The organism is Streptomyces sp. H51, from assembly GCF_035656535.1.
GTDB lineage: Bacteria > Actinomycetota > Actinomycetes > Streptomycetales > Streptomycetaceae > Streptomyces.
In genome coordinates this window covers 16,763-33,678 of record NZ_JAYMHD010000066.1, presented here as the reverse complement: position 1 = coordinate 33,678, position 16,916 = coordinate 16,763, and the positions used below count along the sequence as shown (strand labels likewise).

Annotated in this window: 13 protein-coding genes; 8 read left to right on the top strand and 5 right to left on the bottom strand. The window is 73.8% G+C overall.

All coding sequences use genetic code 11. The features are described from left to right. Positions 1-51 precede the first annotated feature (51 nt). Positions 52-1,548 (top strand): acyl-CoA synthetase, encoded by a 1,497-nt coding sequence (locus tag VKA29_RS22205; protein WP_324787662.1) that lies wholly within the window; start codon positions 52-54, stop codon positions 1,546-1,548. 26 nt (positions 1,549-1,574) lie between these two features. Here the strand turns inward: VKA29_RS22205 and paaK are convergent, their stop codons facing one another. The 5 genes from paaK to VKA29_RS22180 all read right to left on the bottom strand — a co-directional run bounded on the left by paaK (position 1,575) and on the right by VKA29_RS22180 (position 7,686). Next, entirely contained in the window at positions 1,575-2,870 is a 1,296-nt protein-coding gene (gene paaK, locus VKA29_RS22200; protein WP_324787661.1) for a phenylacetate--CoA ligase PaaK, read from the bottom strand. A 294-nt stretch (positions 2,871-3,164) separates the two neighbouring features. Next, positions 3,165-3,473 carry a hypothetical protein gene (locus tag VKA29_RS22195; RefSeq protein WP_324787660.1) on the bottom strand — a complete coding sequence of 103 codons (309 nt, stop codon included), beginning with the start codon at positions 3,471-3,473 and terminating at the stop codon, positions 3,165-3,167. Further along, positions 3,473-3,733, bottom strand: coding sequence for a hypothetical protein (locus VKA29_RS22190; protein WP_324787659.1), 261 nt, complete (start codon positions 3,731-3,733; stop codon positions 3,473-3,475). The genes VKA29_RS22195 and VKA29_RS22190 overlap by 1 nt, the downstream gene beginning before the upstream one ends. Positions 3,734-3,940: 207 nt before the next feature. Next, a complete protein-coding gene (locus tag VKA29_RS22185; protein WP_324787658.1) occupies positions 3,941-5,893 on the bottom strand; it encodes a sulfatase in 1,953 nt (650 codons plus the stop codon). A gap of 179 nt (positions 5,894-6,072) precedes the next feature. Continuing rightward, positions 6,073-7,686, bottom strand: coding sequence for an acyl-CoA synthetase (locus VKA29_RS22180; RefSeq protein WP_324787657.1), 1,614 nt, complete (start codon positions 7,684-7,686; stop codon positions 6,073-6,075). Positions 7,687-7,873: 187 nt separating this feature from the next. Between VKA29_RS22180 and VKA29_RS22175 the strand changes: the two genes are divergently transcribed. The 7 genes from VKA29_RS22175 to VKA29_RS22145 all read left to right on the top strand — a co-directional run bounded on the left by VKA29_RS22175 (position 7,874) and on the right by VKA29_RS22145 (position 16,362). Further along, a complete protein-coding gene (locus VKA29_RS22175) occupies positions 7,874-8,674 on the top strand; it encodes a crotonase/enoyl-CoA hydratase family protein (RefSeq protein ID WP_324787656.1) in 801 nt (266 codons plus the stop codon). 118 nt (positions 8,675-8,792) lie between these two features. After that, positions 8,793-9,734 carry a Zn-ribbon domain-containing OB-fold protein gene (locus VKA29_RS22170; RefSeq protein WP_324787655.1) on the top strand — a complete coding sequence of 314 codons (942 nt, stop codon included), beginning with the start codon at positions 8,793-8,795 and terminating at the stop codon, positions 9,732-9,734. After that, complete coding sequence (locus VKA29_RS22165; protein ID WP_324787654.1) at positions 9,731-10,780, top strand: thiolase domain-containing protein; 1,050 nt, start codon at positions 9,731-9,733, stop codon at positions 10,778-10,780. Before VKA29_RS22170 ends, VKA29_RS22165 begins: the two co-directional genes overlap by 4 nt. Continuing rightward, positions 10,777-11,943 carry a thiolase domain-containing protein gene (locus tag VKA29_RS22160; protein ID WP_324787653.1) on the top strand — a complete coding sequence of 389 codons (1,167 nt, stop codon included), beginning with the start codon at positions 10,777-10,779 and terminating at the stop codon, positions 11,941-11,943. Before VKA29_RS22165 ends, VKA29_RS22160 begins: the two co-directional genes overlap by 4 nt. 95 nt (positions 11,944-12,038) lie before the next feature. Further along, positions 12,039-12,284 carry a DUF397 domain-containing protein gene (locus VKA29_RS22155; RefSeq protein ID WP_324787652.1) on the top strand — a complete coding sequence of 82 codons (246 nt, stop codon included), beginning with the start codon at positions 12,039-12,041 and terminating at the stop codon, positions 12,282-12,284. Between the two features lie 118 nt (positions 12,285-12,402). Next, entirely contained in the window at positions 12,403-13,305 is a 903-nt protein-coding gene (locus VKA29_RS22150) for a universal stress protein (protein WP_324787651.1), read from the top strand. A gap of 165 nt (positions 13,306-13,470) precedes the next feature. Continuing rightward, on the top strand, positions 13,471-16,362 hold the full coding sequence (locus tag VKA29_RS22145) for a helix-turn-helix transcriptional regulator (protein WP_324787650.1): 2,892 nt from the start codon (positions 13,471-13,473) through the stop codon (positions 16,360-16,362). The last annotated feature ends 554 nt before the right edge of the window (positions 16,363-16,916 follow it).

Here is a 16,916-nt window from a genome sequence, read left to right as displayed (position 1 = left end):
CACGGTCGCGCGTCTTGACCGCGTCCCGCGGCGGCCCGAAGATCATGTGCCATGACTCAGGGAAACGGCAGCACGGTCGACGGAGTGCTGCGGCGCAGCGCCCGGCGCACGCCCGCGCGCATCGCGATCGAGTACGGCGAGCGCACCTGGACGTACGGCGAACTCGACGACGCCGTCTCCCGCGCGGCGACCGTCCTGCTCGACGAGGGCCTCGCGCCCGGCGACCGGGTCGCCGCCTACGGCCACAACTCCGACGCCTACCTCATCGGCTTCCTCGCCTGCGCCCGGGCGGGCCTGGTGCACGTGCCGGTCAACCACAACCTCACCGGCGACGACCTCGCGTACCTCCTCGGCCAGTCCGGCAGCTCCCTGGTCCTCACCGATCCCGGGCTCGCGGAGCGGCTCGGCGGCGACCTCCGCACGCTGCTCCTGCGCGACTCCGACGACTCCCTGCTGGGACGACTGGCCACGGCCTCCGCGTACGACGGTCCCGAACCGCGCAGCGAGGACCTGGTGCAGCTGCTGTACACCTCGGGGACGACCGCTCTGCCCAAGGGCGCGATGATGACCCACCGCGCCCTGGTGCACGAGTACCTGAGCGCGATCACCGCCCTCGACCTGAGCGCCGGGGACCGCCCCGCGCACGCCCTCCCGCTCTACCACTCGGCGCAGATGCACGTCTTCCTGCTGCCCTACCTCGCGGTCGGCGCCACCAGCACCGTCCTCGACGCGCCCGACGGCGACCGGCTGTTCGACCTGATCGAGGCCGGCCGCGTGGACAGCCTGTTCGCCCCGCCCACCGTGTGGATCGGGCTGTCCAACCGCCCCGACTTCGCCACCCGCGACCTCAGCGGCCTGCGCAAGGCGTACTACGGCGCCTCGATCATGCCGGTGCCGGTCCTGGAGCGGCTCCGGGAGCGGCTGCCGGAGCTGGCCTTCTACAACTGCTTCGGGCAGAGCGAGATCGGCCCGCTGGCCACCGTGCTCGCCCCCGACGAGCACAAGGGCCGCATGGACTCCTGCGGCCGGCCCGTGCTGTTCGTCGACGCCCGCGTGGTCGACGAGGACGGCAAGGACGTCCCCGACGGCACGCCCGGGGAGATCGTCTACCGCTCCCCGCAGCTGTGCGAGGGCTACTGGGACAAGCCCGAGGAGACGGCCGCGGCCTTCCGTGACAGCTGGTTCCACTCCGGGGACCTGGCGGTCCGCGACGCGCACGGCTACTACACGATCGTCGACCGGGTGAAGGACGTCATCAACTCCGGCGGCGTGCTGGTTGCCTCGCGGCAGGTCGAGGACGCCCTCTACACCCACCCGGCGGTCGCCGAGGTGGCCGTGGTCGGCCTTCCCGACGAGAGGTGGATCGAGGCGGTCACCGCGTTCGTCGTGCCGCGCGAGGAGGTCACCGAGGACGGACTGATCGCCCACACACGGGAGAGACTCGCCCACTTCAAGGCGCCCAAGCGGGTGCTGTTCGTGGACGAGCTGCCCCGCAACGCCAGCGGCAAGATCCTCAAGCGCGAACTGCGGGACCGCTTCGCCGGGTGACGCCGGAAGGCGTACGAAGCGGAGCGCTACCGGGGCCGCAGGTCCACGATGCGGCGGATCTTGCCCACCGACCGCTCCAGCGACTCCGGTTCGACGATCTCCACGGCGACCGACACCCCGATGCCGTCCTTCACGGCCGCCGCGATGGCCCCGGCCGCGGCCTGCCGGGACTCCGGGCCCGCCTCGGGCCGGGCCTCCGCGCGCACCGTCAGGGCGTCCAGGCGGCCCTCGCGGGTCAGCCGCAGCTGGAAGTGGGGCGCGACGCCGGGCGTGCGCAGCACGATCTCCTCGATCTGCGTGGGGAACAGGTTCACCCCACGCAGGATCACCATGTCGTCGCTGCGCCCGGTGACCTTCTCCATCCGCCGGAACACCCGGGCGGTGCCGGGCAGCAGCCGCGTCAGGTCCCTCGTCCGGTAGCGGACGACCGGCATCGCCTCCTTGGTGAGCGAGGTGAAGACCAGCTCGCCCTCCTCGCCGTCCTGGAGCACCTCCCCGGTGATCGGGTCGACGATCTCCGGATAGAAGTGGTCCTCCCAGATGTGCAGGCCGTCCTTGGTCTCCAGGCACTCCTGCGCCACGCCCGGCCCCATGACCTCCGACAGCCCGTATATGTCGACGGCGTCGATCGCGAACCGTTCCTCGATCTCCCGGCGCATCCGCTCCGTCCACGGCTCCGCGCCGAAGATCCCCACCCGCAGGGAGGTGCTCCGCGGATCGACGCCCTGCCGCTCGAACTCGTCCAGGATGGTCAGCATGTACGACGGCGTCACCATGATGATCTGCGGTTCGAGGTCCCGGATCAGCTGCACCTGACGGGCCGTCATGCCGCCGGACGCGGGGATGACCGTACAGCCCAGCCGCTCGGCGCCGTAGTGGGCGCCGAGGCCGCCGGTGAACAGTCCGTACCCGTAGGCCACGTGCACCTTGTCGCCGGGCCGCCCGCCGGCCGCCCTGATCGAGCGGGCCACCATGTCCGACCACAGGGACAGGTCGCCGTCGGTGTACCCGACGACCGTGGGGCGTCCGGTGGTGCCGCTGGAGGCGTGGATGCGGCGGATGCGGTCCTGGGGGACGGCGAACATCCCGTACGGGTAGTTCTCGCGCAGGTCCGCCTTGGTGGTGAACGGGAAAAGGGACAGGTCGGCGAGGGAGCGGCAGTCGTCCGGGTGGACGCCGGCCTTCTCGAACGACTGCCGGTAGAACGGCACGTGGTCGTAGGCGTGCCGCAGCGAGGCCCGCAGCCGCTGGAGTTGCAGCGCGCGCAGCGCCTGAGCGTCGAGCCGTTCTCCCGCGTCCAGCGGCTCCGTCGCGTCCACCATGGGGAATTCTCCCTCGCCAACCACATCATTCCGGACGACCGATCATTCGGTCGTGCTGTTCGGGATCAGTAATCCAGGACGCCGTGGCCCAGGGCAAGGGGTGTGACACGACTTTCTGGGCGCGCCGCGGCCCGCCGCGCGGCGCACCCCGCGACCGCCGCACACCAGGACGGGGGCCTGGCGGCAACGCCGTTCAGCCTCCGCCGGACGCCCCCGGACGTGCCCGCCGCGCCCAGCGGTCCCGCCGGTCCCGCACCGATGGGCCCGGGGTGCGCCGCCGAACGGCGAACGCGCTCACTGAGACGCGACCCAGATCAGGTCACAGACCCTGATCTGCTGTTCCTCCGGATAGATGCTGTAGTTGAAAAAGACGGGGTCGTTGGGGACGGGGAGGCTGTACCAGGTCACGCCACGAATGGTCATGGGCAGGCCCGGAGGCGGGTTGGCGGATTCCACCGCGCTGCCGACCTCCAGCGCCAGGGCCCGGAGAAACCGGACGATGTTGTCGTGGAGGTCGACGTGGCCCGCGTCGCGCATCTGGCTGAGCACCTTGGAGGCGGTCACCTGGGTGACCGCCGTCCAGCCTTTCGAAACCGGCTGCATCAGTCTTCCGCCTCCGGCAGTTCGACGAGCCCCACCGCGGCGACGGTGTCGTCGAGGCGCTGGTCCCGTTCGGGCACCGCCTCGAACATGGCCTCGAGCCACCATGTGGTCATCACCGTGTCCAGTGCGTCGCCTTGTCCGGCGCGTGCCACGGCGGCGTGAAACTCTTCGCGCCGCCCGGCGGGCAGGGCGTCGTGGATGGCGGAGACGGTGCGGGGAATCGCCTGTACACGGGGGTCGCCGTGCGATCCAGCATTCACTCGAATTTCGCATCCTCACAGCTCGAATGATCCAGCGGCCACGCTACGCGGGCAGTGCGCGTCGGCGGGCCGAAACGGGTCATCTTGCTCCCGGTTCCGTTCTGGCCAAAGCCTGCGTCCGGGGCGCGCTCCGTCGGCGGCAACGCGCGGTCGAAGGCCGACTCGTACGCTGTCCCGCGCCCGCCGCCCGGACGCCCGCCGCCGCGCTCACCCCCGGTGCGGTCCGTACGCCGTCAGGAAGCGGTCGCGGAAGGTGTCCATGCCCCACTCGGGGGCGTCGGGGGCCGGCCGGAGTCCGTCCGTCCAGCCCCAGTCGGAGATGCGGTCCAGGACCTTCTGGTCCCGGGCGACCAGGGTGACCGGCACGTCCTTGCCGGTGTCGCCCGCGGTGACCGTCGGGACGGGCTGGTGGTCGCCGAGGAAGACGAGCACCGTGTCGTCGTCGCCGTAGCGCCGGACCCACTCCGTCAGGCTGTGCAGCGAGTACGCGATGGCGTTCTTGTACTCGGTGCGCACGCTCTCCGGGTTCTTCCAGACCTCCTTGGGGTCCTTGCCCTGCTTCTTGACGCGGTGGAAGACCGAGCCGTCGCCGAGGTCGTTCCAGTCGATCATGCGGGCGATCGGGGCCCACGGGTTGTGGCTGGAGGCCAGGATGATCTCCGCCATGATCGGTCCCCGGTCCTTCTTCCCGTGCTCCAGACGCTGGAAGGCCTCCAGGCTGAACTGGTCCGGGACGGGCGTCCAGCTGAAGTAGGGGCCGTGGTAGCCGAGGTGCTCGGAGTCGTAGATGTGGTCGAGCCCGAAGAACTTCCCCTCCGGCCACGCCCTGCGCACCCCCGGCATGATGCCGACCGTGCGCCAGCCGCCGCTCTTGCGGAAGTAGCTGGTCAGCGTCGCGCGGTCGCTGGTCGTCAGGGAGCGGTAGCGCTGCTGGTTCTTGATCCACAGGCCGGACAGGAACGTCGAGTGGGCGAGCCAGCTGCCGGCGCCCGACACCGGTGACCTCAGCCAGGCGCTGCGCGAGGCGAACCCGGCCGCCTTCAGGTCGGCGGTGCCCTGGTCGAGGACCGCGTCGACGTCCGGCGTCATCGCCGGGTCCTCGATCGCCGTGCGGCCGTAGCTCTCGATGAAGGTGAACAGGACGTCCTTGCCCCGCAGTCCGGTCAGCAGCTGGTCGGGCGGGGTGTCGGCGAAGGCGTCGACGGCGGCCTGCCGCTGGAAGACGCGCGCGTCCGCGAGCCCCGCCCGCACCTGGTCGACGCGGTTGCCGACCAGGTCGGCGTCGATCTTCGAGGCGACCGGCACGCCGCCCGTGAACTGCACGCCGAGGGTGACGCAGGTGATCCACGCCGTGCCCAGGACCAGTGTGGTCCGGGCGGCCGTCGGGCGGTGACGGACCATCAGGTCGGTCAGCCGTACGACGGCGAGCGTCGTCAGCGCCGGCACGGCGGCGACGAGGACGATCACCGCGACGACCGCCAGCACCTCGCCGGTCCCGCCGAACGACTCCTTCACCCATTCGGCGGCGCCGGCGAGCAGGATCCAGTCGAGGACCAGGTCGAAGGGGCGCGACAGCACGGAGTAGAACCCCATGTCGACGAACTTCACCACCGTGACCAGGCCGAGCAGCACACCCCCGGCGACCGCCGCGGCGCGCCGGAACCGCGGCGGCAGCGCCAGCAGCAGACCGGCCAGGAGGACACCCTCGGCGGGGATGCGCAGGAACGCCTCGACGGTGAGGCGGTCGAGCCGGTTCGGCACGAGGAGGGCGGACAGCACCAGCACGGCGGCCAGAACGGTGATCCCGACGGTCACGCCCCGCGCGGTACGGGGGTACCTGCGCCGCCACCCGAACAGCCCGGCGCGGTCACCGGCGACGGGGCGGGGACCGGCCGCCTCGGCGGACGCTTCGGTTCCGGCGACCGCTACGGCTTCGGTGACCGCTACGGCTTCGGGGGGCGGGTCGGCTTCGGGGGTCGGGCCGGCTTCGGGGGCAACGGTCTCGGGCGGTCCGTCCTTGTCACCGGGCGGCTCCGGCGTGTCACCGGGCGGCTCAGGCCGGTCACCAGGCGTCGTACCGGCGTCGGCGTCGGCGTCGGCGTCGGTGTCGGAGCCGGAGGCGGCGTGCGGGAGCTGAGGAGGGGGCGTGAGGTGCGACACCCGTTGGTCCTTCCGTGCTGGAGCCCGAGAACGGCGCGGCGAACCGGACCCGCAGGGCCGGGCCGCCGACCTCCGTACGGCCCCGCGCAACCCGCCGTTCAGACGCCCGGGTCAACCGCGCGCAAAGAGTACGCCCGTCCCGGCCTCCGGCCCGCCCCGCCGCGGTGCCCCCGGCCGGCCTACCGGTCCGCCGCCACCGCCACCTCCCGGGCCCACCGGTAGTCCGCCTTGCCGCTGGGTGACCGCTGTATCGCCTCCGTGATCACCAGCTGGCGCGGGATCTTGTACCCGGCGAGGTGGGAGCGGCAGTGCGTCTGGATGTCCGCCAGGGACGGCCGCCGCGCGCCCGCGCGCAGCTGGACGACGGCCGCCACATGACTGCCCCACTGCGCGTCCGGCACTCCGGCCACCAGCGCGTCGTAGACGTCCGGATGCGACTTGAGCGCCTCCTCGACCTCCTCCGGGTACACCTTCTCCCCGCCGGTGTTGATGCACTGCGAACCCCGCCCGAGGACGGTGACGACGCCGTCCTGGTCGACGGTGGCCATGTCGCCGAGCAGCACCCACCGCCTGCCGTCCTTCTGGAAGAACGTCTCGGCGGTTTTCCGCGGGTCGTTGTAGTAGCCGAGCGGTACGTGGCCGCTCTGGGCGACGCGGCCCACCTCCCCGACGGCGACCGGTTCGCGGGTCGCCGGGTCGACGACGCGCGTACGGGAGTTGACGCGGACCCGGAAGCCGCGGACCGGGCCGGAGTCCTCGGTCGCCGTGCCGTTGAAGCCGGACTCCGAGGAGCCGAAGTTGTTCAGGAGCACGGCGTTCGGCAGCAGCGCGCGGAACTGCCGGCGCACGGTGTCCGACAGGGCCGCCCCGGACGACGACACGCTGAACAGGGACGAGCAGTCCGTGCCGTTCAGAGGTCCCTCCAGGGCGTCGAGCAGCGGGCGCAGCATCGCGTCGCCCACCAGCGACACGCTGGTGACCTTCTCCCTCTCGATCGTCCGCAGCACCTCCTCGGGCACGAACTTGCGGTGGATCACGACCCGTTGCCCGAAGTTGAAGCCGATGAAGGAGGTGAGGGTGGACGTGCCGTGCATCAGCGGGGGCGTCGGGAAGAAGGTGATGCCGCTGCCGCCGGCCGCGACCCGTTCGGCCAGCTCCTCCGGCCTCGCGACCGGCTCACCGGTCGGCGCGCCCCCGCCCAGTCCGGCGAAGAACAGGTCCTCCTGACGCCACATCACCCCCTTGGGCATGCCGGTGGTGCCGCCGGTGTAGATGATGAACTGGTCGTCGCCCGAGCGCCGCGGAAAGCCCCGGCCGGGCGATCCGGCCGCCTCGGCGTCGGCGAACGGCACCGCGTCCACCTCCTCGGCCGCCGGGGCGCCCACCCGCACCAGGTGCCGCAGCCCGCCGGCCCGCGGCCGGACCGCCGCCACCCGGTGCTCGAACTCGGCGTCGAAGACCAGCGCCGCCAGATCCGCGTCCCGGTAGAGGTAGGCCAGCTCCTCCTCGACGTAGCGGTAGTTGACGTTGACCGGTACGACGCGTGCCTTGAGGCAGCCCAGCACCGTCTGCAGGTACTCCACCCCGTTGTACAGGTGCAGCCCGAGGTGCTCGCCGGGGCGTATCCCGCTGTCGGTCAGGTGGTGGCCGATCCGGTCGGCCGCCGCGTCCAGCTCCGCGTAGGTCAGCCGGCGTTCGGCGCCCGTGCCGGGGTGGTCGGCGTACACGAGCGCCTCGCGGTCGGGGACCGCGTCGACGACCGACTCGAACAGGTCGGCAAGGTTGAACTCCACCGCTCCTCCTGACCCCGGCAGGCATGACGAAGAAAGGCGCGTCCATCGGTTCGCCGGTCATCAGAGCAAACGGCGGAGCAACTGGGAAGGGATTGCGCAGCAGAAATCTGACTGGCTGTCAGAAAACTCTTGTACTGGCCGCCCGACTCCTGCAACCTGTTCTCGTTCCGCAGACGGGAGGACGGCAATGGGCGGCACCGAACACCTCACCGTGCGGCGCGAAGGCGCCACACTCGTGCTCACGCTCAACAGGCCCGAGGCGAGGAACGCGCTCTCGCTGCCCCTGCTCGTCGGCCTGTACGACGGCTGGCTGGAGGCGGACGAGGACGACACGGTCCGCTCGATCGTGCTCACCGGAGCCGGCGGCACCTTCTGCGCCGGCATGGACCTCAAGGCGCTGGCCGGCCAGGGCATGACGGGCGAGCACCACCGCGAACGCCTCAAGGCCGACCCCGACCTGCACTGGAAGGCGATGCTGCGCCACCATCGCCCCCGCAAACCGGTGATCGCCGCGGTCGAGGGGTACTGCGTGGCGGGCGGCACCGAGATCCTCCAGGGCACCGACATCCGCGTGGCGGGCGAGTCGGCGACGTTCGGGCTGTTCGAGGTCCGCCGCGGACTGTTCCCGATCGGCGGTTCCACGGTCCGCCTGCAGCGCCAGATCCCGCGCACCCACGCCCTGGAGATGCTGCTCACCGGCCGCTCCTACACCGCCCACGAGGCCGCCGCCATCGGCCTGATCGGGCACGTCGTCCCCGACGGCACCGCCCTCGCCAAGGCGCTGGAGATCGCCGAGCAGATCAACGCCTGCGCCCCGCTGGCCGTCGAGGCGGTCAAGGCGTCGGTGTACGAGACCGCCGACCTGACCGAGACCGACGGCCTGGCGGCCGAACTCGCCCGCGGCCGGCCGGTCTTCGACACCGCCGACGCCAAGGAGGGCGCCCGCGCCTTCACCGAGAAGCGGCCCCCCGTCTACAAGCGCGCCTGACGGCCGGCGGCCCCGCGCGCACCGACGGCCGACGCCTCTCGCGCGCCCGCCCCCGACGTCCCCCGCGCGTCCGCCCCCGACGTCCCCCGCGCGCCCGACCCGTTGAAGGAGACCGGGCATGCCCGAAGTCCTCAAGGCCCCCCTCACCCTCGAATTCCCCTTCACCCGCTCCCTCGGCCCGGTCCAGAGCGCCTTCCTCACCGGACTGCGCGAACGGGTCGTCCTCGGCGTCCGCACCGGCGACGGCCGCACCCTCGTCCCGCCCGTCGAGTACGACCCCGTCACCGCCGAGGAGATCCGCGACCTCGTCGAGGTCGCCCCCACCGGCACGGTCACCACCTGGGCCTGGAACCACCGGCCCCGCCGCGGACAGCCCCTGGACACCCCCTTCGCCTGGGTCCTGGTCCGCCTGGACGGCGCCGACACCGCCCTCCTGCACGCCCTCGACGCCCCCGGCCCCGACGCCGTGCGCACCGGCATGCGCGTCCGCGTCCGCTGGGCCCGGGAGCGCACGGGGGCCATCACCGACATCGCCTGCTTCGAGCCGTACGACGGCGCGGCGGCACCGCCCGGCGGCCACACCGGCGAGTTCGCCGACCCGGTCACCGGCATCGTCGCCCCCGCCCGCCTCGACTACACCTACTCGCCCGGCCGCGCCCAGACCGCCTACATCACCGCGCTGGCCGGACGGCGGACCGTCGGCGAGCGCTGCCCGTCCTGCCGCAAGGTGTACGTCCCGCCCAGGGGCGCCTGCCCCACCTGCGGCGTCGCCACCGCGGAACAGGTCGAGGTCGGCCCGCGCGGCACCGTCACCACCTTCTGCATCGTCAACATCAAGGCGAAGAACCTCGACATCGAGGTGCCCTACGTCTACGGGCACATCGCCCTCGACGGCGCCGACCTCGCGCTGCACGGCCGCATCGGCGGCATCCCGTACGACCAGGTGCGGATGGGCCTGCGGGTGGAACCGGTGTGGACCGACGGGGCCCGCCACCCCGACCACTACCGGCCCACCGGCGAGCCCGACGCGGACTACGAGACGTACAAGGAGCTGCTGTGACGCGGGACATCGCGGTCGTCGCCTTCGCGCAGACCGGCCACCGCCGCACCACCGACGACCTCTCCGAGGTCGAGATGCTCATGCCGGTGCTGCACGACGTCCTCGGACGGACCGGCCTGAAGACCGCCGACATCGGCTTCACCTGCTCCGGCTCCAGCGACTACCTGGCCGGCCGCGCCTTCTCCTTCACCCTCGCCCTCGACGGCGTCGGCGCCTGGCCGCCGATCTCCGAGTCGCACGTCGAGACGGACGGCGCCTGGGCCCTGTACGAGGCCTGGACGAAACTGCTCACCGGCGACGCGGACACCGCCCTCGTCTACTCCTACGGCAAGTCCTCGCCCGGCCCGCTGCGCGACGTCCTGACCCGGCAGCTCGACCCCTACTACATGGCCCCCCTCTGGCCCGACTCCGTCGCCCTGGCCGCCCTCCAGGCGCAGGCGCTCATCGACGCCGGAGAGACCGACGAGCCCGCGCTCGCCGCCATCGCCGCCCGCAGCCGCGCGGACGCGGCCGGCAACCCGCACGCCCAGCTGCGCGGCCCGAAACCGCAGGGCGACTACCTGGTACGCCCGCTGCGCACCGGCGACTGCCCGCCCGTCGGCGACGGCGCCGCCGCCGTGCTCCTCGCGGCCGGGGAACGGGCCCGGGAGCTGTGCCCGCGGCCGGCCTGGATCCGCGGCATCGACCACCGGGTCGAGGCGCACTCCCTCGGCGTGCGCGACCTGACCGACTCGCCCTCCGCCCGGCTGGCGGCCGAGCACGCCGGCGCCTTCGAACGGCCGGTCGACACCGCCGAACTGCACGCGCCGTTCACCTCCCAGGAGGTCGTCCTGCGCAAGGCTCTGCGGCTCGGCGACGGCGTACGCGTCAACCCGTCCGGGGGCGCCCTCGCCGCCAACCCGGTCATGGCCGCCGGGCTGATCCGCGTCGGCGAGGCCGCCGCCGCCGTCCACCGCGGCGAGTCCGACCGGGCCCTGGCCCACGCCACGTCCGGACCCTGTCTGCAGCAGAACCTGGTCGCCGTACTCGAAGGGGAGCGCCGATGAGCAAGGAGCCCGTGGCCGTCGTGGGCGTCGGCCAGACCCGGCACGCGGCGGCCCGCCGTGACGTGTCGATCGCCGGACTCGTCCGGGAGGCGGCCCGGCGCGCCCTGGACGACGCCGAGCTGGCGTGGGCCGACATCGACGCCGTCGTCATCGGCAAGGCACCCGACTTCTTCGAGGGCGTGATGATGCCCGAGCTGTACCTCGCCGACGCCCTCGGCGCGGTCGGCAAGCCGATCCTGCGGGTGCACACCGCGGGCTCGGTCGGCGGCTCCACCGCCCTCGTCGCCGCGGGCCTCGTCGCCGCCCGGGTCCACGGCACCGTGCTGACCCTGGCCTTCGAAAAGCAGTCCGAGTCCAACGCCATGTGGGGCCTGTCGCTGCCCATCCCGTTCCAGCAGCCCCTGCTCGCGGGCGCGGGCGGCTTCTTCGCCCCGCACGTGCGCGCGTACATCCGGCGCAGCGGCGCCCCCGACACGGTCGGCTCGCTGGTGGCGTACAAGGACCGGCGGAACGCGCTGAAGAACCCGTACGCGCACCTGCACGAACACGACATCACCCTGGAGAAGGTCCAGGCGTCGCCCATGCTGTGGGACCCCATCCGCTACTCCGAGACCTGCCCGTCCTCCGACGGCGCCTGCGCGATGGTGCTCACCGACCGCGCGGGAGCGGCCCGCGCCCCGCGCCCCGCCGCCTGGATGCACGGCGGCGCGATGCGCAGCGAGCCCACCCTCTTCGCCGGCAAGGACGCCGTGTCGCCGCGGGCCGGCCGGGACTGCGCCGCCGACGTCTACCGGCAGGCCGGCATCACCGACCCGCGCCGGGACATCGACGCCGTCGAGATGTACGTGCCGTTCTCCTGGTACGAGCCCATGTGGCTGGAGAACCTCGGCTTCGCCGACGAGGGCGAGGGCTGGAAGCTCACCGAGTCGGGGGTGACCGAACTGGACGGCGACCTGCCGGTCAACATGTCGGGCGGCGTGCTCTCCAGCAATCCCATCGGCGCCTCCGGCATGATCCGCTTCGCGGAGGCGGCCCTCCAGGTGCGCGGACAGGCCGGGGAACACCAGGTGCCGGGGGCCAGGCGGGCACTCGGGCACGCCTACGGCGGCGGATCGCAGTTCTTCTCGATGTGGCTGGTCGGCTCCGAGCCGCCCGACTCCTGACGGGCCGGGCGAAGCGCCCCCTCGCACGGCCTGTCGGTGGCCGGAGCCGATCGCTAGGCTGGCCGCGGACGACGCACATCGGGAGGAGCACGGACGTGGCCGAGAGCACCATCCAGCAGCAGTCGCCGCCGGCGGGCTGGGACAAGCCGGAGCTTGACCTCAGCAACGCCGAGTGGCACTCGAGCAGCCGTGGCCTGGGAGATGTCCAGATCGCCTTCGTCGAGGGATTCATCGCGATGCGCAACAGCGGCCGCCCGGAGAGCCCCTCCTTGATCTTCACCCCCGCGGAGTGGGGTGCCTTCGTGTCGGGCGCGAGGGAGGGTGAGTTCGACCTCACGTGAGCCGGCGGAGGGTGTTCCGCGCGTATTTCCGGACACGCGACCATCAGTACTCTCCCGGGGCCGCGCCTGAGCGAGGCTGGTTCCGGGAGGAAGGCCGCAACCCGGAGACGAGGAACTCATGAACACCCTGCCGGTCATCGCGGCGGTCGACGGTTCGGACCACAGCCTGCGCGCCCTGGACTGGGCCCTGGACGCCGCCCGCAGACGCGGGGCGCCGCTGCGGGTGGCCCACGTGCGGCAGTATGCCGCCTGGGCCCGGCCCGACGTCCTGGCCGCCGGCCCGCCGGACGCGGAGCAGGATCCCGTGCTCGACCAGGTCCGCGCCCGCCTGGCGGAACGGACCGGCGGGCCGGACGTCGAGTACGTCGGGCTCGACGGTCCCACCGGCGTCCTGCTGCCCGGACTGGGCTCCGGCGCGCAGTTGCTGGTGCTCGGCTCCCGGGGCCGCGGCGGCTTCGCCGGGCTGCTGCTCGGCTCCAACGGCATGGCCGCCGCCCGCGACGCCGAGTGTCCCGTCGTCGTGGTGCCCCGGCCCGGACGCGTGGTGCACGGCGACGGCCCGCCCGAGCCGGGCCCCCGGGTCGTCGTCGGCCTCCAGGTCGACGGCCCCGACGAGGCCACCCTCGCCTTCGCCTTCACCGAGGCCGCCCTGCGCGGCGCCGTGCTCCAGGTGATCGCCGCCTACGCCTGGCCGGTGCAGACCCTGGTGGCCCCCGGTGAGCTGCTGCCCCCGGTGGTCGGCCAGGAAGCGGTCGAGGCCGAGACCCGCAGCCTCGCCGAGGGCTTCCTCGCCCCGCACCGCACCCGGCACCCCGACGTCCGCGCCGTGCCCCACGTCCTTGCCGGGGACGCGGCCGGCCACCTGGTCGCCGCCTCCAGGGACGCCGACCTCGTCGTGGTGGGCCGCCACCGGCGCCGCCTGCTCGCCCCCGCCCGCATGATGGGCTCGGTCACCCAGGCCGTCCTGCTGCACGCGGCGAGCCCGGTCGCGGTGGTGCCTCCCGCGCCTCCCGAGGAATGAGAGGGTCCCCTCGCCGGTACCGCGGCGGAACGTCCCCGTCCCACTTCGGTCAGTAACGGTCGCGGCGGGACACCGGGCCCGCGTGAGGCGTACGCTGAGGTGCCTGTGGATCACGGTACGCGCCCGCTCCCCGCGCGGGCGCACCACCGTGACAGGGGGTACATCATGGTGCGGCACGCTGCGCGGAACAGCGGAACCCTGTTCGAACGGGACAGTGAACTCGCTGCTGTCGACGAGGCGTTGGGCGAACTCGCCGGCCTGCGCCCGGACGGCGCCGAGCCCGCGGGACGGCCCGGCGGCGGCCTGCTCGCCTTCGCCGGACGCGCCGGGTTCGGCAAGACCACCCTCCTCGCCGAGATCCGCCGCCGCGCGGCCGCGAAGGGCTGCACCGTGCTCTCCGCCCGCGGCGGCGACCAGGAGCAGCGCGTCGCCTTCCACGTCGCCCGCCAGCTCCTGCAACCGCAGCTCGCCGGGTCGGCGGAGTCCGAACTGCGTGCCTCGCTGGGCAGTTGGTACGACATCGTCGGCCCCGCACTCGGCCTGTGCGCCCCCACCGACGGCGCCCCGCCCGACCAGCAGGGCCTGCGCGACGGCCTCGACTGGGTACTCACCCACCTCGCGGTGCAGCGCGCCCCCATGGCCGTCGTCCTCGACGACGCCCACTGGGCCGACCCGGAGTCCCTGCGCTGGCTGGCCGGCTTCGCGCCCCGCGCCGAGCAACTGCCGCTGCTGCTCGTCGTCGCCTACCGGCCGGACGAACTCCCCGACCACGCCGAGTCGTTCCGCGGCCTGCCGGGACGCGCGGGCGGCCGGCCCATCGGCCTGGAGCCGCTCAGCGCCGCCGCCGTCGCCCGCCTCGTCCGGGAGACGCTCGGCGCGCACGCCGACGACGCGTTCTGCCGCGAGTGCTGGGCCGTCACCGGCGGCAGCCCGTTCGAGACCGTCGAACTCCTCGCCAAGGTCCGCGACCGCGGCCTCGGCCCGACCGGGACCGGCGCGCACCTGCTGCGCGACCTCGCCGCCGCCGTCAAGGGCAGCGGTCTCGTCGCCCGCCTCGACCGCCTCGGCGCCTCCACCGTCCGCTTCGCCTGGGCCTGTGCCGTCCTCGGCACCGAGATACGCCCCCGGCTGGCCGCCGCCGTCGCCGGACTCGGCCACGAGGAGGCGGCCGACGCCGCCGACGCGCTGCGCGGCGCCCGCATCCTCACCGGCGTCGAGACCCTCGAGTTCGTCCACCCGCTGATCGCCACCGCCGTCTACCGGGCCATCCCGTCCGGCGTCCGCGTCGCCCTGCACGGCCAGGCGGCCTGGTGCGTCGTCGACGACGGACAGGGCCCCTCCGCCGCCGCCCGCCACCTGCTGGAGACCCACCCGGAGGGCGACCCCTGGGTGGTGCGGCAACTGCGCGCCGCAGCCGTCGAGACCCTCCGCGCCGGAGCTCCCGACGCGGCCCGCAGCTACCTGGCCCGAGCCCTGAGCGAACCCCCGCCCCCCGGGGAGCGGGCCGCCGTCCTGTACGAACTGGGCAGCGCCTCCCTGCTCACCGAGCCGGCCACCACCGTCAACCACCTGCGGGCCGCCCTCGAACAGCCCGTCGCCGACGCCCGGCTGCGGCAGAACATCGTCTACCGGCTCTCCCAGGTCCTCGCCCACAGCGACCGCCTCGCCGAGGCGTCCGAGACCCTCGCCCGCGAGATCCGCACCACCGACGACGCCCGGGTCAGACTCCGCATGGTCGCCGAGCAGTTCGTGTGGGACGCCTTCCGCGCCGACGAACCCGACCATCCCGCACGCTCCCGCCGCCTCGCCCGGCTCGCCGACCGCCTGCACGGCCGCGACCTCACCGAGCGCTACATCATCGGCCTGCGCGCCTGGGACGCGATCCTGCGCGGCGAGCGCGCCCAGACCGCGGTGCACCACGCCGAACGCGCCCTCGCCGGCGGACTCTGCTGGGCCGAGGCCGACCGCGGCTTCGAGGTGCCCGTCCTGGTCGCCCTGGCCTTCATGTACGCCGACCGCCCCGGCCGCACCGAGGAACTCTTCGAGACCGGCATCGCCGACTACGAACGCCGCGGCTGGCGCGGCGGCCACATGTCCTTCGCCTACACGCTGCTCGGCTACGTCCGCTACCGGCGCGGCCGGCTCGCCGAGGCCGAGGACTCAGTGCGCGACGGGCTCCGGCTCGCCGAACGCGTCGGCCCCGGCACGCCCGCCCACTGGTACGCCGTCGGCATCCTCGTCGAGGTGCTCCTCGCCCGCGGCCGCGTCGACGAGGCCGCGCGGACCGCCGACGACTACGGCTTCGCCGAGCCCTTCCCGTCCGCGGTGGTCTTCCCCGACGTCCAGACCGTCTACGGTGAACTCCTGCTCGCCCGCGGCCGGAGCGAGGAGGCCGCCGCCGAGCTGGCCGCCGCCGGCCGCCGCCTGGACCCGCGCGGCATCCGCAACCCCGCCTGGTGCCCCTGGCAGCTCCACCTCGCCCGCGCCGAGAGCCGCCACGACCCGGAGCGCGCGGCCGCCACCGCCCTGGAAGCGCTCGCCCGCGCCCGCCAGTTCGGCACCCCGTCCGCCGTCGGACAAGCCCTGCGCATCGCCGCCGAGGTGTCCCCGGGCGCGATGCGCGTGGAGTACCTGGAGGAGTCCGTCGCCCACCTGGAGCGCTCCCCGGCCGCCGGTGAACTGGCCCGCGCGCTCGTCGCCCTCGGCACCGAACTGCGCCGCACCGGCCGCCCCGCGGACGCCGCCGAGCACCTCCACCGCGGGCTCGACACCGCCCTGCAGTGCGGCGCCGACGGTCTCGCCGAGGCGGCCCGCGCCGAACTCTCCGCGGCCGGACTGCGCCCGCGCAGGACGCGGGCGACCGGTACGGACACCGTCCACACCCTCACCGCCCGTGAACGCGCCGCCGCCGACCTCGCGGCCCGGGGCCGCACCGAGCCGGAGATCGCGCGGGAACTGGGCGTGGAGGAGGCGGAGGCGGTCCGCCTGCTGTCCGCGGTGTACCGGAAGATCGGCACGGAGAGCACGGGCCTGGCAGCAGCCCTCCAACCGACCTGACACCGGCGCTCCGACACCGTCCGGCGTGGCATCGGGCGGCCCGCCCGACCCCCGACCGAGGGGCCGCCCCGGCCACGCCCGCCCGCAGGTCCGCCCCGGCCACGCCCGCCCGCAGGTCCGCCACGACCGGCTGATCCGCGGCGTCCGGTGGTCCGCCCTGTCCGTCGGGCCTTGGCGGCCGGTCGATGTGCGACGGTCCGCTGCGCCACGCCCGTCCGCCAGGGGCCCTCGGCCCGCGAGTCCGCGCGGCCTGCCGTCCGGGACGGCCGACCTGTCGGTCGGCTGGTCGTGGCCGGCCGGTGTGCGTCGGCTGTGACTCGTCCGTCCGCCAGGGGCCCTCGGCCCGCACGTCTGCCCGGTAAGCCGCCCCCTACGGCCGGCAAGGTCCGCCAGGCCGGCCCGCCGTCCGTGCGGTCCGTGGGCGCCCGTTCATCTTCCTGACCCCTCCGCCGGGGCCGGAGCACCGGACCGTCCCCCGCCCGCGGAACCCGTCCGGTGCGGTTCGGCGAGGCGCCGTGGGGCGTGTGCCGGTGACGTCGCAGGCCACGCGTCAC